This window comes from Pantoea sp. App145, from assembly GCF_047947045.1.
GTDB lineage: Bacteria > Pseudomonadota > Gammaproteobacteria > Enterobacterales > Enterobacteriaceae > Pantoea.
Map to the genome: position 1 here is coordinate 91296 of NZ_CP133294.1, position 21383 is coordinate 112678.

Sequence of the window (21383 nt, forward strand, 5' to 3'; positions counted from 1 at the left end):
ATCATGCAAAAACCTGCTGCCGGTAACCTGCGACGCGTCACCCTGTCGAGCCTGTTTGGATCGACCATTGAATGGTATGACTTTTTTCTTTACGGCACCGTTGCCGGGATGGTGTTTAACAAACTCTATTTCCCGGAAGGTGATCCCTTTATTACTACGCTGCTTTCCTATGGCGTGTTTGCGATTGGTTTTCTCACCCGGCCACTGGGGGCAATTATCTTTGGTCATTTCGGTGACACGTTGGGCCGCAAGAAGATGCTGATATTGACCCTGGTGATTATGGGTGGGGCGACGGTATTTATCGGGCTGATACCCAGCTATCACCAGATTGGCCTGTGGGCACCCTGCCTGCTGATTCTGTGTCGTTTAATCCAGGGCATTGGTCTGGGTGGCGAATGGGGCGGTGCGGTGCTGATGACGTTCGAATCCTCCCCGGAGAAACACCGCGCATTTTTCGCCAGTATCCCACAGGTGGGGATGTCGCTGGGGTTATTGCTGGCCTCCGCCGCCATCGGACTGGCGTCGTTGCTGCTGCCCGATGAAGCCTTTATGTCCTGGGGCTGGCGCGTGCCGTTCCTGCTTAGTGGTGTGTTTGTCATCATCGGGACTTATATCCGCAAAAACGTGGCGGAAACGCAGGATTTCCTCAAGGCACAGGAGGAACAGAAAAACGCGCCCAAACGTATCCCGCTGGTGGAGTTATTTCGCAAAAACACCGGGGTGGTGTTCACCTGTATGGGGATGCGTCTGATTGATGGAGTGTTCTTCAATATTTTCGGTGTCTTTTCACTGACCTGGCTGACGCAAACGCTGCACATTCCGCGCGATCAGGCGATTGTTGCCATTCTGGCGAGTGCGCTGGTGATGAGTTTCTTTATCCCGTTCTGGGGCTATATGGCCGACCGCTGGGGGCGTGCGCGTATCTTTGCGATGGGGGCCACCTTGTCGGGACTCTCCGCCTTCCCGGCGTTCGCCCTGATGTATAACCATCCGGATAATATCTGGCTGGTCTGGACTGCCATTGTTATCCCGTTCGGCATTTTCCATGCGGCGGTGTTTGGCACGCTGTCATCGGTCTACTCGGAATGTTTTGACGCATCGGTGCGTTATACCGGGATTTCGTTCGCCTATCAGATTTCGGGCGTGTTTGCCGGTGGTTTAACGCCAGTGCTGGCCACCATTTTCTCGGACATGCTGGGCGGCAAGCCCTGGTTAATCTGCGCCTATGTGCTGATTATCGGCCTGACCAGCGCTGTCTGCGCCGTTTACCTGTGGCGTCGCACCCATGGTGCAGGCAGCATCAATCTCCCCCGTTCTGTCCTGATTAAGTGAGGAAGCATGAAAGCGCTTGTCTATACCCGCCCGCTGGGCGTTGAAATCCAGGAACGACCCTACCCGCAGTTGCCGCAAGAGGGCGATCAGGTGGTGATTCGCATTGCGGCAGCGGGCATCTGTGGATCAGATATGCATGCGTTCCACGGCAAAGACCCACGCCGCCAACCTGGTCTGGTGCTGGGACATGAGTTGGCAGGGGAGATAGTGGAAAGCCAGTCAGCGCGTTTTCAACCGGGGCAGCGGGTGACCGCCAACCCGTTAATCACCTGTGGGCAGTGCGAATATTGCCGCCAGGGGCGTGACAACCTGTGCAGCGACCGCCATATGATCGGCATGGACTGGCCCGGTGCCTTTGCTGAATATATGGCGATTCCGGCGCGTTCAGTGGTGGCATTACCAGCGGGTATCTCGTTGCAGCACGCGGCGATCACCGAACCGGCCGCCACCGTAGTGCACGCGCTACGCCTGACCCAGCGGGCATTGCAGATGCCACTGGCAGAAGCTAACGCGCTGGTGATCGGCGGTGGGGCAATTGGTCTGCTGACGGTGCTGGTGTTGCGCGCCTGGGGATGTCGTCAGATAACGCTTGCGGAAACCAACCCGTTACGCGCCGAAGCGGCTGAGCGCCATACCGGCTGTGCCAGCATCAACCCGATTGAGACGCCGGTAGAAGCGGCAAGTCAGCAGCTGGTCATCGATGCGGTAGGCGCTGGTCCAACACGGAAACTGGCGGTGCATGCGGTGAAACCCGGTGGGGTGATTATGCACATCGGTTTGCAGGATTGGGACAGCGAGATTGATATGCGCAAAATCACCCTGAGCGAGATTACGCTGCTGGGAACTTACACCTACACCATGGAAGATTTCCATCTGACGTTATCGATGCTGGAGCAGGGCGCATTGGGCACGTTGGGCTGGGTGGAACAGCGGGCGTTGCAGCAGGGGGCGAATGCTTTCGATGATCTGGAGTCGCAGCGCGTCTCTGCTGCCAAGATTCTGCTGATTCCCTGAATACCTCCGTTGATGTGTAGCGGCGCGATTTATCGCGCTATTTTCCTCGGTGCACCGACTAAAAGGCGCGCGATAAATCGCGCCGCTACAGCATATGCCATTACGCTGACAGCTCGCTTAAAAACGCGTCTGTAGTGATTTGACGGCAATAGCCTTTGATCGCAGTAAGCGAGTTCTGCTGACGCTCGGGGGAGAGTGTCGCGCAGGCATCCGTCACCAGCGTCACCAGATACCCGAGGTCACAGGCATCGCGCACCGCGCTTTCGATGCATTGGTCGGTGAGGAATCCGGCAATCACCAGATAACGGGTGCCAAGGTTGCGCAGCACGTAATCAATATTGGTGGAGATAAACACGCTGGAGGAGCTTTTGGGCAGAACGATTTCATCTTCGCCTGGGGCGATAGCATCTAACACCTGTGCATCCCACGAGTCGCGCGGGACATTGAAGCCGGTAATTTTGTAATCCAGACTGCGATCGCGGCCATCTTTGGTCAGGCTCTCGATCACCGTATACATCACTTCAATTTTTTCGGCACGGCAGGCCGCCTGGATCTTTTGCATATTGCCCAGGGTTTCGCGCTCGATGATATCGAAGAAATAACCAAACTGTTCATTCTGTTGCGCGGCAGACATACCCACATATTCACCGCCGTCACGGCGGGCATTGTAGTTTTGCACATCAATAAAAAGCAGGGTGGCGGATGCTTTCTCGATAGCAATGTTGCGACTGGTTGGATGAAACATCGATTATGCTTCCTTTTTAAATTGATGGCTGACAATGTCTTCCCAGCACTGGGTGAAAATCGGTGCCAAATCCTCAGCCCACATTTTTTGTCCCGCTGGCTGGCTAATCAGATCCTGGCGCAATTCAATTTCGACATAGTGCAGATCGTTCTTCACCGCATGCTGCGGCACGGCGTAATCTGTTTCGTCGGACACCGAATAAGGTTGGTTATCGCCCACCGTCCAGCGCTGGCTTTGTTGCAGCTGTTCGAGGATCGCCAGCGCATAGTCAGCCTTGTGCTGGTATAGCACGCCAATTTCCCACGGACGTTGCTCGCCGTGAAACACCGGGGTGAAGCTGTGCATCGCCAGTAAACAGGTTGGGATGCCGAGTGCCTTGCGTTCTGCCAGGATGTCCCGAATTGCCGCATGATACGGCGCAAAGATTTCCGTCTGGCGCTGGTCGCGATCGTGCTGACTCAGCGTCATATTGCCGGGCACCAGGGTAGCCTCTGAAATCGTCGGGATTGAGCTGGGAATACCCGGATTGCGGTTACAATCAATCACCAGACGCGAATAGATCTGATGGACCAGCGGAGCATTGAGCAACTGGCTCAGGTGGCGGGAAACCGCCAGAACCCCGATATCCCAGCCAATGTGTCGGTCAATCTCCGATTGTGGTAAGCCCAGATCATCCAGGCGGCGGGGGATGCGTTTCCCGCCATGATCACACAGGATTAGAAAAGGCGAATGACCGGTTCGATTTTCGACGACAAAGGGTGCGGGTTCATCTGGAAAAAGCAGTGGTGCGCTCACGTCTAACGTTACCTCATCTGGAAAAGTCATTTAGATTTTGCATTCAATGAAAGGGGGCCCAGCGCTTCCCATTGTTTCAGCCGTTCCACGGTTTTATCGCCCTGATGTTCCATGATGGCGGCGATAATCGTGTCGATCAGCACAATCCCAGCCGAATAACCGTCAAACAACCATGGGGTTTCGACATGAATGGGCAGGACCACTTTGGCAAGAGAAGCAATAGGGGAAAGTTGCGTGTCCGTAACGGCAATCAGCGTGGCACCCCGCGCCACAATCTCCTGCGCCAGCTGATACATATCCTGTTGATAGCGACGAAAATCAAACAGCACGAACACATCATTTTTATTGGCATCAATGATTTGCTGAATGCGTTCATGATGATTTTCAGAAAGCACATCGACGCCACGCCGTACCTGTTGCAGGTTGCGCCCGAAATACATCGCCAGTGACTGGCTGATGCGCCCGCCACCCAGAATGACATGATGTTCCCTGGCGCCGATTAAGCGGGTTGCTTCGGTGATTTCAAACTCGGGGATATCACGCAGCGAACACTGAATGGCAAGCACTGACGATTTGATGGCTGCCTCGATCAGTGCCGAAGGGCTTTCATTGGTCACCCAGTTATCCAGGCGCTGCAACGGTCCTTTGGCCTGTTCGGAAAGCTCATCCCGTAACGCCTGCTGAAAATCGACAAAACCACCAAACCCCATACGCCGGGCAAAACGCACCACCGAGGGCAGACTGACGCCGGCCTGATCAGCCAGCGTTTGCACTGTTCCTAAACCTGCCCTGGGATAATCCGCCAGCATCGCCCGCGCTATTTTTCGTTCAGCAGGGCTGAGTTCCGCCATGCTGTCTTTAATTTGTTGTGCCAGCACACCTGCTCTCCTTCACCACACCTGTTCGCGGCATTGCCACAAAGACAGTGCCACAACCGGCGTGATTCAGCTATACGAATTTAATATATATTACACATATTGATTTTAAGTTGATTGTGTAACATATATAAAAAAATCTCAAGCGCGGTCACCAGTAAATAGCAGACGGGAGTTCTCGGTGTAATGGATAAAGTTGCGGCAGTAGAAAATAATCAATCCATTGATTCTCAATGTGAAAGTCTTATCGCGAGTGGTGTTGCCACTTTATTTGCCACCCTGGTGGATTCCGCTGGGGTTATTCGTGGCAAATCTATTCCTGCCACTCGCCTGAGAACCATCAGTCAGTCTGGTGTCGGGGCGTCACCTTCCTGGGCGTTATTTTGCGCTGACAATGCCATCGCCTGGATCCCGGCATTTTCGGCGGTAGGTGACGATCGCCTGCGTGCTGATCTTACGGCGCTGGTGAAGCTGAAGGATGGATTTTGCTGGGCGCCTGTTGATGTCTTTGAACAGGAGGGCGACCGCGCAGCGTGGTGTTCACGCCAGTTTCTGCGCAGCCAGGTTGAAGCGTTGCAGACGGCAGGCATAGAGACCCTGGCGGCGGGTGAGCTGGAGTTTTATTTACTGCCGGAGGACGCTGACGCGGCCACCGGTCACTGGCATGCCTATGGCATGGGCGCATTACTGGACAGGGAAGCCGTGGTTAACGATATCGTTAATACACTCGGCGAAGCGGGTGTCGGCCTTGAGCAATTTCATGCCGAATACGGTACCGCCCAGTTTGAATTGTCCCTCGCTCCGGCGAATCCTCTCACCGCCATTGATCGGTTGGTTCTGACCCGTATTCTGCTGGGCCGTATCGCGCGCAAACATAAATTAGCCGTCAGCTTCTCGCCGAAGCCGTTTGAAGGCGGGGCAGGCAATGGCGCGCATTTGCATTTCTCCTTTACCCGTCAGGGCAAACCCTTACTGGCCGGTGGTGACTGTGCGTATGGCATCACGGCGGAAGGGGGGAGTTTAATTGCCGGGATTGTCCACTATCTGCCTGAAATGGTGGCGTTACTGGCTCCTTCGGTACTTTCCGCCGATCGTCTTCAGCCGGGACACTGGTCGGGTGCTTATGCCTGCTGGGGGCTGGAAAATCGCGAGGCGGCGGTGCGCTACTGTGCGGCAAATCCGGCGAATCCGTACGGTGCGCATCTGGAAGTGAAATGTATTGATCCTTCGGCGAACCCCTACATCGCCTGTGGCGCGGTGCTCGGTATGGCGCTGGCAGGTCACACGCAGTCAATGTCGCTACCCGAAGCTACGCAATCCGCCCCCGCTGATTTCTCTGAACAACAGCGCAGCGAGAAACAGATCAAACGCCTGATTTACTCGCAGGCCGATGCCTTAACCCGGCTGGAACAAAGCGAGCTGGCCCGGGCGTTGTTCCGCCCGGAACTGCTGGGCGCTTTGATTGCTGTGCGTCGTCATGAACACGAAAGTTATGGCCACCTGCCATTAAAAACCACAACCGAGAAGTTCCGCTTTGCCTGGTCCGTCTGACGGACCCCTTGCACCATTTTTGCCTGACCAACACCGGGGAAACCCATTAACAACTCGCTAAACAATCACGTTGTATGAGGGTGAGAGAGATGAATAATGCACCAAATAAAAAGCGAAATTTAAAGCTTTGGGAAGCGCTGGCCCTTTCGCTGGGCATGGTGGGACCGACCTTAGCCATGTCCGGCAATGCGCAGGGATTAATTGATTCAGTTGGGAAAGCACTGCCTATCGTATTCGTGCTGGGTCTGGTGGGGATTGCGCTCATTGCGTACGGTTTTATCCGCCTGACGCGCTTTTATAACCATGCCGGCAGCGCCTATGGTCTGGTGGGCAAAACCATCGGGCCGCGTGCGGGATTCTTTTCCGGTTTTGCCATCATGGGAACCTATCTGTTCTTCTCGATTGCCACCCTGGCGGCCTTAGGGGCATTCACCAATGCTTTCCTGCAGGCGCTATTTCCCGCCTCGCACATTGAGATCCCGTGGATTGTCACTGCGGCGGTGGGGGTGATTTTTAGCTGGATTCTGAACTCGCGTGATGGACAGACCGTGGCGCGCGTGCTGATGGTGATTGAAGGGGTAGGGATCGTCCTGATGCTGGTGCTGGCTGCGGTCATCATCATCCATCAGCCAGTGACCACGGAGCAACATGCATCGCTGTTTAGCCTGAATGGTGTGAGTTTCCAGGCGGTGATGGCGGCGGTGGTCGCGGCGTTCCTCTCCTGGGCGGGTTTTGAAGCCTGCGCCACGCTGGGTGAGGAGACAGAAAACCCACAACGTAACATCCCGTTGGCGTTGCTGGGTTCCATCGTGCTGACCGGGATTTTGTTTGTCGGCATGATGTATGTGCAAACCCTGGGCTTCGGCACCAGTGAGGCCGGACTGAATGCCTTTAAAAATTCCGCCAACTCACTGGGTACGCTGTCGCAGACCTATGTCGGAACGGTATTTTCGCTGTGCATGTTGTTCACTGCCATGATGTCCGCCTTTGCCGCTAATCTCTCCGCCGCCGCAACTTCCAGCCGTTTGTTGTTCGCCCTGGCCCGTGACGGCTTTGGTCACAGCTGTTTTGCCGAGGTATCAAGCAAAACTCATCAACCGCGTAATGCGCTGACGTTAGTGTTAGTGGTGAGTCTGCTGGTGGACGTTGCTGCATGGCTGACCGGCAAACCTTCAATGGGCACGGGCAACAGCGCGATTGATGCTTACTTCTACTTTGCAGTGATTGGCTCAGTGTGTCTGATGATTACCTATCTGATGATTGAGTTAGGTGTCATCAACTTCATCACCCGCATGGGTCAGAACATCCCTAAATGGGAGCTGTTATTGCCGGTACTGGGCATCGTCATCATGGTCGTCTCCCTCTATTACAACGTGGTAGGCCAGGAAGATTTATTTAGCCCGGCGCTGGTGGCGTTCTACTGGTGCATTGCCGGACTGATCATCATTATCTCCGCGCCGCGTCTGGTGCGAAATATTGGCTTGTCGCTGTCGGAAGAGTTTTCCGCTCCGGCTGAACCCATCGCCACTGCTATCGCACAGAAGGAATCAGTATGAGTCAGGCTATTTTTCCGCCGGAAGCTGAAGCGCTTTATCAGCGCGATGCGCAATCGATTGCTGGCATTGAGAAGTTACGTTTTTTCCCGCTGACCGTTTCATCAGGTGAAGGATGCTGGTTAACCGAAGTGGGGGGACGGAAACTGCTCGATCTGTCGGCGACCTGGACTGCCTGTGGCCTGGGGCACGGACATCGGAAAATCACCGAAGCGATGATGAAAGCGGCGCAGACCCCAGCCGGAGCTGGAGGGCTGTCAGCGGTGCATCCTGATTCCGTCGGGCTGGCCGAAGATTTACTGGCGATCACCCCGGGCAAAGGGGATCGCTGTGTCTACCTCGGTCACGCCGGGAGTGATGCCAACGATGTCGCGCTGCGCGCCTGTCGCCTGGCATCGGGCAAACGCAAGGTGGTGGCCTTTGCTCATGGTTATCATGGCGGCATTGGGCTGGCGATGAAGGTATCAGGAGTACATATTTCGGCAGGCAGCGCCGCCGATCCCGATCTTTACCTCGCGACTTATCCCAATCCCTTCCGTCCGCATAGCGCAGGCAAAGACCCGGTTAAAGCCAGCGTTGAGGCCAGTCTGCTCGAAGTGCAGGCCCAGTTGGAGCAGGGGGATGTCGCTTGTGTGATTGTCGAACCGATCTTATCCGATGGCGGCATGGTTGTGCCCCCGGCCGGTTTTCTCGCCGGATTACACCAGTTATGTATTAACGCTGGCGTACCGCTGATTTGCGATGAGGTCAAAATGGGGCTGGGCCGTCCCGGGCTGTTGCATGCCTTCCAGCATGAGAACATTGCACCGGAAATTGTGACCTTCGGGAAGGTGCTGGGTGGCGGTTTGCCGCTCTCAGCCACGGTTGGTCCCAAAGAAATCCTCGGCGGACCAGCCGCCCATGCTTTGTTAACCACAGCGGGCAATCCCATCTGTACTGCCGTTGGGCGTGCGGTGCTGAATGTGCTGGAAACGGAGGAATTGCCGCAGCGCGCAGCCCAGTCCGGGCAGTATTTTATGCAGATGCTGCGTGACCTGGCGAAGGACCTCCCGGTTATCGGCGATGTGCGTGGTCATGGTCTGGCGATTGGTGTGGAGTTGGTTGCGGCCGATGGCAGCCAAAGGCCGGACCGCATCCTGGCGCAGAAAGTGGTGTATCAGGCCTGGAAAGAAGGGCTGGTGGTTTATTACGTTGGCGGCAATGTGCTGGAGATTACGCCACCGCTGATTATTACCACTGAGGAAATTGATTACGCCATTGAGAAGCTGGCACTGGCAATTCGCAAAGCTCCTCAGGTGACGGATGCCGAAATCAAGGCTTATGCCGGCTGGTGAGTAATGTGATGGCAGATGGCCATTAACCTGGCCATCTGTTCGCATCAGGAATAAATCCGGTTCATATGACATGACAGGCTTATCATAAGAAAATCATCTGGATTGGCAAGGCTCAGATTGGTGAGCGTTTCAAATTTCCGCAGCCGTTGGTAGAGCGTATTAATATGGATATTCAGCTCCTTCGCTGTCAGCACGGTTGACTGGCTATTTTTCAGATAAGACTGCAAAGTTGCGATTAAAACAGCCCCTTTATCGCCGGTGTTCAATACCGGAGAAAGGACATCGTTAACAAATGTTTTGAGTTCTTCACTGTTATGTTTGGTGAATAATCTTTCAATGCCGGTGTTGCTGAAATTCAGAATGCCGGGCCGCTGACGGGTTTTGAGTACATCCAGAGCGGTTCCTGCCTGCTGATGACTTATCACGATATTTTCTTTGGTTGTGATGGAGCTTAAGCCCACCTGAAAATTGTGCTGAAGATAGTGGTCCTCACCTATTTTCTGCTCCAGCATACTCAGTTTTCCATTTATATTTTCTGAATGGAATATCACCACCTCATCATTTTCAACATAGAAGGCTGAATGATTAAGCCCTGTCTTGCCGACCAGATGGTTTTTGATCGTGATAAAGGTCAGGTCATTCAACTCGGTGTTAAATGGCGATAATCTTATGCACATTATCCAGTTTTTAAAATGAAAACCGTTATCCAGCAGGCTGCGTTCATGTCTGGCAGATAATCCATAGCGGATGATCTCCTGAAAAATAAACGCGATCTTTTTGTGAGCGATAATAACGGCACTGGTTCGCTTCATGATCTCCATTACGACGAAGTCACGAATGCGGGCTGCGATCACAGAATTCAATTCATCAATGTCGTAGCCATTGATAATGATAAAACCCACCAGGAAGTCATCATTAATCAGCGGATAAATAAGACATTCACCCTCGGTTATCACGTTACTGGTGTTGTCATGCGCTTTATGGAGGTGAGATAGCGTATCCCAGCTATAGTGCTGGCTTCTGGCGTTGAAATAACGGTGACCAAGAATATCGATATAGCTCATGGCTGAGTTCACCCGAGCGGAAAGTTGTTCGATGAACTCATCTAATCTATTGAACTTTGTCGATAAATTTATCATGTCCGCATGGAGGTCCACGCTCACCTTCAACAGCCTGTTTTGTTTTTCGAGTTGTGATTTGAGCGTTTCCACTTCACGCAGACTGGCGGCTTTTTCATCGTACAAACGGGCATTGCGCCAGGCTAATGCCACCTGGGAGGCGAAGGTTTCCAGTAAAGAAACTGCCAGCGAGTTAAATACCGAATGCCGTTTCAGGGATAATATCGTCAATGTGCCATAACAGGTTTGTTGATCTAACACCGGGACACATAACAGGGCATTGGCGATCGGGTTGTTTTTCATGATGGTTTCACGAACCGTTGAGTGCTCCGTAAAACTATTTAATATTTCTTCTCTGGAATTAACTAAAATCGATGATCGGCTTTCAAAAGCTTTGCCGGAAATGGATTGTTGTGGTGTAACGGCGTATTCATAATAATTGTTCTCAAACCCCAGCATCGCAACCGGAATCAACAGGTTCTTTTCTTGATCATAGATACGAAAGATCGCCGCATCACTGTGCGGAATGGTTTTAAGGGCGCCCTCAATCACATGCTGTAAAATGACTTCATGCGATAAACCCGAGGCCAGATGCCAGGTATTATCGCTGACTTTTCTGAACATAAAATTCTGATATTTAATCACACCAGAGAGAAAGTAAACTTTGATGTCATTGATTAATGCATGCACATAGCCATTCTCAGACTCGTTATCAATGTTTTTAATGTTTATCTTTAGTGAATCAATATACAGACAGACCGCTTCTATGATGATCTCTCGGGGCAGGATTTGATGGCTAAGAATATATGATTCGTTACGCTCATCAATATTTTCGTCAGCATCTTTCAACGCATCATCATAACGCCGTGCCGAATGTCTGACATTAACCTGCGCCTGCGGATAATAGCGCTGCACAATTGAGGTTATTGCCGATGCATGATCCGGCACGGCAACGCTATGTGTATCTTCATACATAAAATAAACCTTTCTTGTGTGTGTTCGAACATAGTTATTTTTCACTTTTTTTGCAAGGGTAGCAAGGGCGAAGAAATGGTATCGCTATCCACTTGAGGGTCATCTATGTCTGGCTTCATTACAAAGAATAAAAATAAAGTCATTATCTTCATATTGTTTTTGTGTTGGGTTGTGGGCTTCATTGATAAAACCGCGATAAACATTGCCATCATTCCGATTAGCGGTGAATTCGGACTGGCCTCTGATGAAACGGGCATGATTATCAGTGGCTTTTTCCTCGCCTACTCAATCACGCAACTGATTGGTGGCTATCTTGTCGATCGGCTGGGTAGCAAAACCATTCTCACCGGTGCGGTAGGTCTCTGGTCCGTCGCCACCGCCTGTACCGGAATGGCGACCGGGATCCTCGGTTTGGTCGTGTCGCGTTTCTTTGTCGGGATGGGGGAAGCGGTTTTCCCTTCGGGCAGTTCTGTCGTCATTGCCCAGCAATTTGATAAAAGCAAAATGGCAAGAGCCAAGTCTTTCCTGCAATCCGGTGCATCGGTTGGCTTTGCCGTGGGGTCCGTGGTCGTCACCACGCTGATTGCCTTCTTCAACTGGCGGATGATGTTTTTCGTGCTGGGGATTCTCGGCATGGGTCTGGCACTGGTGCTCTGGCTGGTGCTGCGTTCGTCAGCGGATCACCAGACAGCTTCCCCGGCTGCCAGCCCGGCGCGGGATAAGACCTCGGAAAAAAGACGCTTGCTGGAAATCGTTACCCGCCCGCTGACATGGCAAATCGCCGCCTGTTATTTCTTCACCAATATCGTGTTCTGGGGGCTGCAATCATGGCTGCCGTCCTACTGGATTAAAGTGAAGGGCATGAGCATGGTCTCAATGGGGGCATGGTCGATGCTGCCACCCACACTGGGTTTTATCTCGTTTCTGGTTTGCGGCTGGTTGTTGGATCGTTTTTTCCAGGGGCGGGAAAAGTTTCTGATTGCGATCGGCTCCTCGGTGTCTGCGCTGTTTATCTGGCTGATGTTTAATGCCTCTTCAGTGCCGATCGCCTTTGCCTGGTTATCCCTTTCCAACATTTTCCTTAACGCGATCAGCATCAGCGTCTTCGTCACCATCATCAAGCAATACCCGAAAGCATCCGTCGGGACTGCGACCGGCCTGATTAACTCTGTGGCGCAGATCGGTTCGTTCCTGTCCCCTCTGGTGATCGGGTATCTGTTGAAGCTGACCAACCAGAATTATTCCACGGCCTTTCTGATGATTATCGCCTGCGCCGTGGTCACCTGCCTGATTGCGCTTTCAATGACCCATTCGAACAGCACGGTACAGAGTGAAACCCGTTCAAATCCATCGCATTAATAAGAGAGGCCCTATGAATTATTCAGCCATTATTCAGGACACGCTGAACCAACAACGTGAAAAGATTCTTTCGGTCAGCGACCAGGTGTGGGAATTTGCAGAAGTCCGTTATGAAGAGTCGCAGTCGGCCGCGCTGATTGCGCAGACCCTTGAGGATGCGGGTTTTGAAGTGAAGCGCCAGGCTGGCGGCATTGAAACCGCTTTTGTGGCGACTTTCGGGACCGGCCAGCCGGTTATTGCCTTCCTGGGCGAGTTTGATGCATTGCCTTCCCTCAGCCAGCAGGCAGAATGCAGCTATTTTTTGCCGGTGGTGCCGTCCGGTAACGGGCATGGTTGTGGGCATAATTTGTTAGGTGCGGGAGCCTTAGCGGCAGCCCTTGCCACCAAAGCCTGTATGGAACAAACCGGGCTATCCGGGACGATTAAATTCTTTGGCTGCCCGGCGGAAGAAGGCGGGGGCGGTAAAGCATTTATGGCACGCGCTGGCCTGTTTGAGGGCGTCGATATTGCCTTCACGTGGCACCCCTGGGATGAAAACCTGGCGTATAACGCACGTATGCTGGCGACCAATCAGGTGAAATATCTGTTTAAAGGGAAGAGCACCCATGCGGCCTTTAGCCCGCATTTGGGACGCAGCGCATTGGATGGCGTCGAGCTGATGAATGTCGGTGCGAACTTCCTGCGCGAACATATTATTCCCGAAGCGCGACTGCATTACGCCATTACCAATGCCGGTGGTAACGCGCCGAATGTGGTGCAATCTGAGGCGCATGTTCTCTACAAAGTACGCTCCCCCAAAATGCATGAAGTACGCGATATTACCGAGCGAGTGCATGATATCGCCCGGGGTGCAGCGCTGATGTCAGGTACCCAGGTGACGATTGAATTTGATGCGGCTTCTGCGGATCTCATTCCCAACGTGACGCTGGCAAGTATCATGGATGAAGAACTGAACAAAATTGGGCCGGTAGCCTTCAGCGAGGAAGAAAAAGCCTTTGCTGCATCGATCCAGGCAACCTTTTCTGATGAGGAAAAACGCAAGGTTGCGAAAAGAGGACGGGTGTTATCCGAGGATATTACCCCTTTACGCCGCGACCCTGATTTCCTCAATGGCTCCACCGACGTTGGGGATGTTAGCTGGCTGTTGCCGGTTGGGCAGGTCTATATTGCGACCTGCGCATGGGGTACGCCACCGCATTCCTGGCAAATGGTGACACAGGGCAAAACCTCTTACGCACACAAGGGCATGCTGCTGGCGGGCAGCGTGATGGCAGCCTCAGCCGTGCGTGTATTAACCAATCCGGCGATTATTAACCAGGCCAAAGAAGAACATATCTTGCAACTGGAAGGTGAGACATACCATTCATTGCTGCCGCAGGATGCGCAACCCCGTCCATTAAACCGTTAATAGTGCAATTGGGTGGCATCTCGCCACCCCTTTTTAAAATAAAAATGATGAGGCATTAATAATGAAGATGATGAAATATACACTGCTTGCGGTGGCTGTTGTTCTGCCTGCAATCTCTCAGGGAGCAGAAATTTATAATAAAGACGGCAACGAACTGGATCTTTATGGCAGCGTGCGAGCCAGGCATTATTTCAGTGATAATACCAGCGTTGATGGTGATAACAGTTATGTGCGTCTGGGTTTTAAAGGGCAAACAAAAATTAATGATAAGCTCACCGGTTATGGTCAGTGGGAATATAATATTCAGGCCAACCATTCCGAAGCGGAAGGTGATGAGGGCAATAAAACCCGTTACGGATTTGCCGGGCTGAAATATGGCCAGTGGGGTAGCATCGATTACGGCAGAAATAACGGTGTGTTATATGATGTTGCCAGCATTACGGACTATGCCCCGATTTTTGACCATCTGACGGACAGTTACACCGATGGCTTTATGACCGGCCGCGCCACCGGGGTGCTGACTTACCGCAATACAAATTTGTTTGGCTTGTCTGATAAGGTCAGCTTTGCCTTGCAGTATCAGGGGAAAAATGGGGCAGGTAGTAATAACAGCGGCCGCACCGTCTATACCTCGAATGGTGAGGGTGCAGGCGCGTCAGTCAGTTATAGTTTCGACTGGGGTGGCACCGTGCTGGCAGCTTATGGCAACTCGCATCGTACAGCGGCGCAGGAAGCCTTAGCATATGGCGAGGGTGATCGGGCCGAAATGTGGGCGCTGGGATTCAAATATAATCCAGGCCAGTTTTATGCTGCGATTAAATATTCTGAGGGCCAGAATATCACGCCTATTAGTGGCTATGGTTTTGCCAACAAAACCCAGAACTTCGAAGTCTATTCACGCTATGTTTTCGAAAACGGTATCGTCCCCGGCATTGGCTGGTTCCAGTCTCAGGGGAAAGAGATTGAAGGTTACGGCGATGTCTATCTGGCCAAATATCTGGATGTTAACGTCGCGTACTTTTTAAATAAAAACTTTCTTGTCTACACCGACTATAAAATCAACCAGCTTGATAAGAATACCCCGTTCGGGATATCCACCGATGATAGCTTTGGCGTCGGGATGACTTACCAGTTCTAAGGCATATTGCGTAGCGGCACGATGTATCGTGCGTCTTTTTACAGGGTTTCTGCTGCCCAAAACCTGCGCGATAAATCGCGCCGCTACCGATAAGTGCCTTCTCCCAACGCTGCCCGCAGGATTTCAAAGCAACGCATTCACCCAGATCCACACCGGCAGCGTGCCCATCGACAGCAGGGTGGTCAGGCAAATCGCGGAACTGTTTATCTGGCTATCCTGCTGCGAGCGTGAAAACCCGAGAACATTAACGCCGGAAGGATTGGCGTCCATCAGCACGCCGGGTTTAAACGGCTCGCTTCCGGCGAGGGTGCTATACAGGCTTTGAAAGCCAAACAGCAGCAGGCTGTGGACCGCGAGTACCGTGAACAGCAATACCAATCCCGCATCACCGTACATACTCGCCACCATCGCCAGACCGATCAGGCCATCATGCAGCGGCGCGTTGACCATCCCGGTAAACAGGACCATCGGCATAAACAGCTTAAAGGCGAGACTACCCAGCGCTTTGTTGGCATGGGCATCGAGGGCTCCGGTAAAAACTTGCGAATCATATTATTACCGAACGCTCCCCCCGCTGTCAGCGCACTTCCCCGTAGCGGAACCCCTCCTGGCATGCTAATTGCTAACAACCTATAACCTGGTGTTAAGCGTTTAACAGCTCAGCACACGCTATTCATTCCTCAGAGGAAAACCGAATGCAGTCGCTTAATCTACGTCAGATTGAAGTCTTTCGGGCGATTATGATTACCGGTTCGATTAACGGTGCCGCGCAACTGTTGTTTGTGTCTCAACCCGCCGTCAGTCGGATGCTGTCGCACACGGAAGCTCGCATTGGCTTCCGGTTGTTCGAACGGGTTAAGGGAAGGTTATATCCTTCGCCAGAAGCACGCAGCCTATTCAATGATGTCGAATCGGTGTATCGCGATATCCAGCGCGTCAATACCACGTTGCACAACCTGGTACAGCAGCGTCAGGGTGTGCTGCGCATTGCCAGCAGCCCCAGTCTGGGGCATCAACTGGTGCCAGATGCTATTGGTGCTTTCAGGCAGTGCAACGAAAACATCCTTGTCAGCCTCGAATGTTTGCGACACCGGTTGCTGCGGGATCGGCTACTTGATCAGCATGCGGACCTCGGTATCTCCTTGTTTCCTATCGATCATCCCAACCTGTGTGCCGTGCCCCTGAGTTATATCCGCGTGATGGTGGTGTGCCCGGCCAATCATCCACTCACCCGATTACCGGCCAAAGAGTTGCCTGCGGCGCTGGCGGAGACGCCTTTTATTGGTTACTCCACGGATACCCCGTTCTACAGTTTTATGATGAAGGCCTTCGAACGCGTTGGTCTGCCATATCGTCCGAGTATTGATGTCGATTCCCCACATCACGCCTGTGCGCTGGTTAAAAACGGCACCGGCTTCTCGGTGGTTGATGAAATCTCGTTCCGTGCCTCCGGTGCTGAACACATGGCGGTGCTGCCGATTCTCGGTGAAGAACGCCTGACCATCAGCCTGGTGCATCTGCGCCACGAACCGCTGGCGCAGTTCGCGCAGGTGTTTATCGACCATTTGCGCAAGGTGCTGGATAGCAGCGGCTTCCATCTGTTCAACATGGATTAACTTTAGGTTAAGTAAGGCCCACATTTTGGTATACGACAGAGCGCTCTGAACCTCACACAATGGCCCTACGACACTGTGTCGGTCTTGTTGAGGAAAAGTGCGTGCGTGAAATTGTAATTGGCGGAGCTCAGTTGGGAGCAATCCAAAAAAGCGACTCAAGAGAAAGTGTGGTCCAGCGCATGCTGGCATTACTGGAGCAGGCGCGGCAGCAGGGGTGCGAGCTGGTGGTGTTTCCTGAGCTGGCGCTGACGACGTTTTTCCCACGCTGGTATATGGAAGACCAGCATGAAGTCGATAGCTGGTTTGAACGCGAAATGCCGAATGATGTGACGCGTCCGCTGTTTGATTTCTCCCGCGAGCATGGTATTGCCATCACCTTTGGCTACGCCGAACTGACCCCGGAAGGGCGTCACTTTAACACCTCCATCATGACCGATCGGCAGGGCAATATTGTCGGCAAATACCGCAAGGTGCACCTGCCGGGGCATGTTGAGTACGATCCACATCGTGATTTCCAGCATCTGGAAAAACGTTATTTCGAGCCGGGCGATCTGGGCTTCCCGACCTGGGAAAACCAGGGCGCGATCATGGGCATGTGTATCTGCAACGATCGCCGCTGGCCGGAAACCTATCGCGTCATGGGGTTGCAGGGGGTGGAACTGGTCACGCTGGGCTACAACACCCCTTCCGTGAATTCCCTGGAGCGCGACGAAGGCGAAACCAAACGGCTGTTCCACTCCGAACTCTGTATGCAGGCAGGTGCTTACCAGAATGCAACATGGGTGGTTGGCGTGGCGAAGGCTGGCGTGGAGGATGGCTTCCCGTTGATGGGCGGCAGCGTCATCGTGGATCCAAACGGCTTTGTCATGGCGCGCGCCAGCGGGCAAGGTGATGAGTTGATCTCCCACCGCTGCGACATGGATCTGTGCCAGTTCGGCAAAACCACCATCTTTGATTTTGCCCGTCATCGCCGCATCGAACATTACGGCATCATCACACGCCAGACCGGCGTGGAACGCCCCTAACCCGGAGAAATTGAGTCATGCGCACCGTCTATCTGAATGGTGAGTTTATTGCGGAAAATGAAGCGAAAATCTCGGTCTTTGATCGGGGGTTCACCTTCGCCGATGCCATCTATGAGGTGACTGCGGTATTGCAGGGCAGGTTGGTGGATTTCGAACAGCACCTCAAGCGCCTGCGCCGTTCGCTGGGCGAGCTGGCGCTGTCGTTACCGGTTGATAACGATCAGTTGCTGGCGATCCATCGGGAACTGGTCACCCGCAACGATTTGCACGAAGGTCTGATTTACCTGCAGGTAAGCCGTGGCGTCGAAGACCGTAACTTCTCGTTTCCCGCAGCAGGTACGCCACCGACACTGGTGCTCTATACCCAGGCCAAAGATATCCTTGGTAGCCCACTGGCGAAACGCGGGATGAACATTATCAGCCTGCCGGATTTGCGCTGGGGGCGTTGCGATATCAAGACCACGCAACTGTTGTACGCCTGCCTGGCGAAAGAGCAGGCGCGGCTGCGTGGCGCTGACGATGCCTGGCTGGTAAAGGATGGCCTGATTACCGAAGGCACCTCCAACAATGCCTTTATCATCACCCACGCCGGTGCCGTCGTCACCCGTGAGCTTTCTCAGCTGTTGTTGCCGGGTATCACCCGCAGTGCGCTGATTGCCCTGATTAACGAACATGGCCTGCGTCTGGAAGAGCGCGGCTTCACTATCGATGAAGTCAGGGAGGCCGCAGAATCTTTCATTACTTCATCCACCTCCTTTGTTTACCCGGTCGTCAACGTCGATGGTCAGCCGGTTGGCGCGGGTCAGCCGGGTCCCCTGACTCAGCGTTTACGCCAGCTTTATATCGAGCATGCCTTAGCCGCAGCACTCTGACGGCAGCAGGACGTTTACGTCCTGCGTTGTCCCCTTACATTGCACACACCGCATTTCCCGACACCAGGGTTTGCCTTTTACTGGAGTGTTAAGAGTGAAACTATTTCCGTCCCGTACTTTGATTGCTTGTCTGTTATCGGTTGGCCTGAGCGCCGCCATTGCCGCGCCATCGGTGATGGCGGCAGAGAAAACCCTGCATGTTGTGATGTCATCTTCCTTACGGGTATTGGATCCGATCGCCACCACGGCGCAAATCACCCGTAACCATGGCTACATGATTTACGACACCCTGATCGGCATGGACGATAAACAGACGCCGCAGCCACAAATGGCGGACTGGAAAATTTCACCCGATGGCCTGACTTACACCTTCACCCTGCGTGACGGCCTGTTATGGCATGACGGCAAACCGGTGACCGCCACCGATTGCGTTGCCTCGCTGAAACGCTGGGCTCGTTACGATGTCGGCGGGCAATTGATGATGAAGTATGTCGCTAGCCTCACCGCCACCGATGATAAAACCATCACCCTCAAGCTGGCGAAACCCTTCGGCTATGTACTGCAACTGCTGGCGAAGCCCTCGTCAGTCGCGGCATTTATGATGCCGGAGAGGGTCGCGAACACCCCGGATGGCAAGATGATCACCGATTACACCGGTTCCGGGCCGTTTAAGTTTGTTGCCAGCGAATTTGATCCGGGTAACCGCGTGGTTTATGAAAAATTCAAAGGCTACGTGCCACGCAAAGAGCCGGCCAGCGGCACGGCGGGTGGCAAAGTGGTGAAGGTGGACCGGGTCGAATGGATCAACATGCCTGACCGGATGACGGCGATTAATGCTTTAACCTCCGGTGATATCGATTTTATTGAACAGCTGCCAATCGACCTGCTGCCGATGGTGCAGGCCGATCCGAATCTCAAGTACGGCACCCTGAGCAAACTCGGTTCCATGACCGGTGGGCGTATGAACTTCCTCTATCCACCGTTTAACAATCCTGATATCCGCCGCGCGGCATTGCTGGCCATGAACCAGAAAGATGTGCTCGATGCGCTGGTGGGCAATCCGCAGTACTACAAACTTTGTGCCTCGGTGTTCGGTTGCGGTACAGCACTGGAAAGCCAGGCGGGCGGCGCATCGCTGCTGAACGGCGGCAATATCGAGGAAGCGAAAGCGCTGCTGAAGAAAGCCGGTTACGACGGCACACCCGTGGTAATCATGCAGCCAACCGATGTGCCAAGCCAGGCCTCACAACCGGTGGTGGCTGCCCAGGCGTTGCGTAAGGTGGGCTTTAAGGTCGATTTACAGCCGATGGACTGGCAGACGCTGGTGTCGCGTCGCGCCAACCCGAATCCACCGGCCCAGGGTGGCTGGAATATGTTCTTTACCTACTGGAATGCCGAAACCATCTGGAACCCGGTGGTGAACCCAATGCTGGACGGTGGCGGACGTAACGGTGCCTGGTTCGGCTGGCCGACCGATCCGCAGATGAACCAGCTCAAAGTGGATTTTGCCACCGCCACCGATCCGGCCAAACAGAAAGAAATTGCGGTCGAGATCCAGAAGCATGCGATGGATGAAGTCAGCTACATCCCGCTGGGGCAATTTTATGATGTCGCTGCGTGGAGCAACCATATCAGCCACTTAATGACCGGACCTTCCACCGTGTTCTGGAACGTCGAGAAAGACGATTAATTGCTGACTTAAACACAACCTTCGGAGGCTCCTGTGGCTGGTTATTTTATTCGCCGCGTACTGGCGGCAATCCCGGTGATGCTGGTGGTCGCGCTGTTTGTTTTTCTGTTGTTGCGCCTGTCGCCGGGCGATCCGGCGGCAATTATTGCTTGTGATATGGCGACACCTCAGCAGCTGGCGGCGATTCGCGCCAATCTGGGTCTGGACCAGCCGCTATATCAGCAATTTTTCGTCTGGATAGGACAGCTGTTGCATGGCGACTTCAGCACGTCACTGATGGCACATACCCCGGTACTGACCATGATTGGTCAGCGACTGGAGCCGACACTGAGTCTGGCGCTGGTGGCGATTATTCTCACCATCCTGATATCCGTGCCGCTTGGCGTGCTGGCGGCGTGGAAACACGGCAGCTGGATCGACAACCTGGTGATGTCGGCATCGGTGCTGGGCTTCTCGATTCCGGTGTTTGTGATTGGTTATCTGCTGGCAACCCTGTTCGCCATTGAACTGAGATGGTTGCCGGTGCAGGGATTTACCAGCATCACCAAAGGGGTGTGGCCGTTTGCCGAGCGCATCATTTTACCGGCTCTGACGTTGTCATCGGTGTATATCGCGCTGGTGGCACGCATGACTCGCGCCAGCGTGCTGGAGGTGCTGGGTGAAGACTATATCCGTACCGCCCGCGCTAAAGGGTTAGCGGAAATCCATGTGCTGTTTCGTCACGCGCTGCGTAATTCGATGATCCCGATCCTGACGGTGATCGGCACCGGTTTTGCGCTGATGATCTCCGGCGTGGTGGTCACCGAAAGCGTGTTTAACATCCCCGGTCTGGGCCGGTTGATTGTTGATGCGGTGCTGGCGCGCGATTACCCGGTGATTCAGGGCATGATCCTGCTGACCAGTGGAGTCTACGTCATCATCAATCTGTTGATTGACCTGTCGTATGCGCTGAGCGATCCGCGTATTCGTTACTGAGGGTAAGG

18 protein-coding genes are annotated in these 21383 nt (G+C 53.5%); 13 read left to right on the top strand and 5 right to left on the bottom strand.

Annotation, left to right across the window (positions count from 1 at the left end):
• Positions 1–3: 3 nt before the first annotated feature.
• On the top strand, positions 4–1332 hold the full coding sequence (locus tag RCF31_RS27050; protein ID WP_299454422.1) for an MFS transporter: 1329 nt from the start codon (positions 4–6) through the stop codon (positions 1330–1332).
• A 6-nt stretch (positions 1333–1338) separates the two neighbouring features.
• Entirely contained in the window at positions 1339–2346 is a 1008-nt protein-coding gene (locus RCF31_RS27055; protein ID WP_416414766.1) for an alcohol dehydrogenase catalytic domain-containing protein, read from the top strand.
• A 100-nt stretch (positions 2347–2446) separates the two neighbouring features.
• On the opposite strand, the gene RCF31_RS27060 is transcribed toward RCF31_RS27055, so the two are convergent.
• The 3 genes from RCF31_RS27060 to RCF31_RS27070 are packed head-to-tail and all read right to left on the bottom strand — an operon-like array spanning position 2447 to position 4764.
• Complete coding sequence (locus RCF31_RS27060) at positions 2447–3091, bottom strand: isochorismatase family cysteine hydrolase (protein ID WP_416414767.1); 645 nt, start codon at positions 3089–3091, stop codon at positions 2447–2449.
• 3 nt (positions 3092–3094) lie between these two features.
• On the bottom strand, positions 3095–3916 hold the full coding sequence (locus RCF31_RS27065; protein ID WP_416414768.1) for an N-formylglutamate amidohydrolase: 822 nt from the start codon (positions 3914–3916) through the stop codon (positions 3095–3097).
• Positions 3913–4764: a MurR/RpiR family transcriptional regulator gene (locus RCF31_RS27070; RefSeq protein ID WP_299454413.1), complete on the bottom strand. Its 852-nt coding sequence runs from the start codon at positions 4762–4764 to the stop codon at positions 3913–3915. The genes RCF31_RS27065 and RCF31_RS27070 overlap by 4 nt, the downstream gene beginning before the upstream one ends.
• 183 nt (positions 4765–4947) lie before the next feature.
• On the opposite strand from RCF31_RS27070, the gene RCF31_RS27075 reads away from it, so the two are divergent.
• The 3 genes from RCF31_RS27075 to RCF31_RS27085 all read left to right on the top strand — a co-directional run bounded on the left by RCF31_RS27075 (position 4948) and on the right by RCF31_RS27085 (position 9199).
• Positions 4948–6312, top strand: a complete 1365-nt coding sequence (locus tag RCF31_RS27075; RefSeq protein ID WP_416414769.1) for a glutamine synthetase — start codon at positions 4948–4950, stop codon at positions 6310–6312.
• 89 nt (positions 6313–6401) lie between these two features.
• The gene (locus RCF31_RS27080; RefSeq protein WP_416414771.1) at positions 6402–7868 is read left to right on the top strand and encodes an APC family permease; all 1467 of its coding nucleotides are present in this window, start codon (positions 6402–6404) and stop codon (positions 7866–7868) included.
• Positions 7865–9199, top strand: a complete 1335-nt coding sequence (locus tag RCF31_RS27085; RefSeq protein WP_416414773.1) for an aspartate aminotransferase family protein — start codon at positions 7865–7867, stop codon at positions 9197–9199. The genes RCF31_RS27080 and RCF31_RS27085 overlap by 4 nt, the downstream gene beginning before the upstream one ends.
• A gap of 44 nt (positions 9200–9243) precedes the next feature.
• On the opposite strand, the gene RCF31_RS27090 is transcribed toward RCF31_RS27085, so the two are convergent.
• On the bottom strand, positions 9244–11292 hold the full coding sequence (locus tag RCF31_RS27090; protein WP_416414775.1) for a helix-turn-helix domain-containing protein: 2049 nt from the start codon (positions 11290–11292) through the stop codon (positions 9244–9246).
• A 105-nt stretch (positions 11293–11397) separates the two neighbouring features.
• Between RCF31_RS27090 and RCF31_RS27095 the strand changes: the two genes are divergently transcribed.
• From RCF31_RS27095 to RCF31_RS27105, 3 genes are all read left to right on the top strand, one after another.
• Entirely contained in the window at positions 11398–12651 is a 1254-nt protein-coding gene (locus tag RCF31_RS27095) for an MFS transporter (protein WP_416414777.1), read from the top strand.
• 13 nt (positions 12652–12664) lie between these two features.
• Positions 12665–14059: an amidohydrolase gene (locus RCF31_RS27100; protein ID WP_416414778.1), complete on the top strand. Its 1395-nt coding sequence runs from the start codon at positions 12665–12667 to the stop codon at positions 14057–14059.
• A 70-nt stretch (positions 14060–14129) separates the two neighbouring features.
• Positions 14130–15197, top strand: a complete 1068-nt coding sequence (locus RCF31_RS27105) for a porin (protein WP_416414841.1) — start codon at positions 14130–14132, stop codon at positions 15195–15197.
• 123 nt (positions 15198–15320) lie between these two features.
• Here the strand turns inward: RCF31_RS27105 and RCF31_RS27110 are convergent, their stop codons facing one another.
• Positions 15321–15671, bottom strand: coding sequence for a hypothetical protein (locus RCF31_RS27110; RefSeq protein ID WP_416414779.1), 351 nt, complete (start codon positions 15669–15671; stop codon positions 15321–15323).
• 221 nt (positions 15672–15892) lie between these two features.
• Between RCF31_RS27110 and RCF31_RS27115 the strand changes: the two genes are divergently transcribed.
• The 5 genes from RCF31_RS27115 (at position 15893) to RCF31_RS27135 (ending at position 21375) form a co-directional block, all read left to right on the top strand.
• On the top strand, positions 15893–16813 hold the full coding sequence (locus RCF31_RS27115; RefSeq protein ID WP_299454226.1) for a LysR family transcriptional regulator: 921 nt from the start codon (positions 15893–15895) through the stop codon (positions 16811–16813).
• Between the two features lie 101 nt (positions 16814–16914).
• The gene (locus tag RCF31_RS27120) at positions 16915–17838 is read left to right on the top strand and encodes an N-carbamoyl-D-amino-acid hydrolase (RefSeq protein WP_416414781.1); all 924 of its coding nucleotides are present in this window, start codon (positions 16915–16917) and stop codon (positions 17836–17838) included.
• Positions 17839–17855: 17 nt separating this feature from the next.
• Positions 17856–18710 (top strand): D-amino-acid transaminase, encoded by an 855-nt coding sequence (locus RCF31_RS27125; RefSeq protein WP_416414782.1) that lies wholly within the window; start codon positions 17856–17858, stop codon positions 18708–18710.
• Between the two features lie 94 nt (positions 18711–18804).
• The gene (locus RCF31_RS27130; protein ID WP_416414783.1) at positions 18805–20400 is read left to right on the top strand and encodes an ABC transporter substrate-binding protein; all 1596 of its coding nucleotides are present in this window, start codon (positions 18805–18807) and stop codon (positions 20398–20400) included.
• Between the two features lie 33 nt (positions 20401–20433).
• Positions 20434–21375, top strand: a complete 942-nt coding sequence (locus RCF31_RS27135; RefSeq protein ID WP_416414784.1) for an ABC transporter permease — start codon at positions 20434–20436, stop codon at positions 21373–21375.
• Positions 21376–21383 lie beyond the last annotated feature (8 nt).

Excerpts from the sequence above, each read along its gene's own strand:
- RCF31_RS27055 (WP_416414766.1), top strand. The coding sequence starts at position 1,339 with ATGAAAGCGCTTGTCTATACCCGCCCGCTGGGCGTTGAAATCCAGGAA.
- RCF31_RS27115 (WP_299454226.1), top strand. The coding sequence starts at position 15,893 with ATGCAGTCGCTTAATCTACGTCAGATTGAAGTCTTTCGGGCGATTATG.
- RCF31_RS27085 (WP_416414773.1), top strand. The coding sequence starts at position 7,865 with ATGAGTCAGGCTATTTTTCCGCCGGAAGCTGAAGCGCTTTATCAGCGC.
- RCF31_RS27080 (WP_416414771.1), top strand. The coding sequence starts at position 6,402 with ATGAATAATGCACCAAATAAAAAGCGAAATTTAAAGCTTTGGGAAGCG.
- RCF31_RS27050 (WP_299454422.1), top strand. The coding sequence starts at position 4 with ATGCAAAAACCTGCTGCCGGTAACCTGCGACGCGTCACCCTGTCGAGC.
- RCF31_RS27090 (WP_416414775.1), bottom strand. The coding sequence starts at position 11,292 with ATGTATGAAGATACACATAGCGTTGCCGTGCCGGATCATGCATCGGCA.
- RCF31_RS27075 (WP_416414769.1), top strand. The coding sequence starts at position 4,948 with ATGGATAAAGTTGCGGCAGTAGAAAATAATCAATCCATTGATTCTCAA.
- RCF31_RS27105 (WP_416414841.1), top strand. The coding sequence starts at position 14,130 with ATGAAATATACACTGCTTGCGGTGGCTGTTGTTCTGCCTGCAATCTCT.
- RCF31_RS27065 (WP_416414768.1), bottom strand. The coding sequence starts at position 3,916 with ATGACTTTTCCAGATGAGGTAACGTTAGACGTGAGCGCACCACTGCTT.
- RCF31_RS27100 (WP_416414778.1), top strand. The coding sequence starts at position 12,665 with ATGAATTATTCAGCCATTATTCAGGACACGCTGAACCAACAACGTGAA.
- RCF31_RS27060 (WP_416414767.1), bottom strand. The coding sequence starts at position 3,091 with ATGTTTCATCCAACCAGTCGCAACATTGCTATCGAGAAAGCATCCGCC.
- RCF31_RS27095 (WP_416414777.1), top strand. The coding sequence starts at position 11,398 with ATGTCTGGCTTCATTACAAAGAATAAAAATAAAGTCATTATCTTCATA.
- RCF31_RS27125 (WP_416414782.1), top strand. The coding sequence starts at position 17,856 with ATGCGCACCGTCTATCTGAATGGTGAGTTTATTGCGGAAAATGAAGCG.
- RCF31_RS27110 (WP_416414779.1), bottom strand. The coding sequence starts at position 15,671 with ATGCCGATGGTCCTGTTTACCGGGATGGTCAACGCGCCGCTGCATGAT.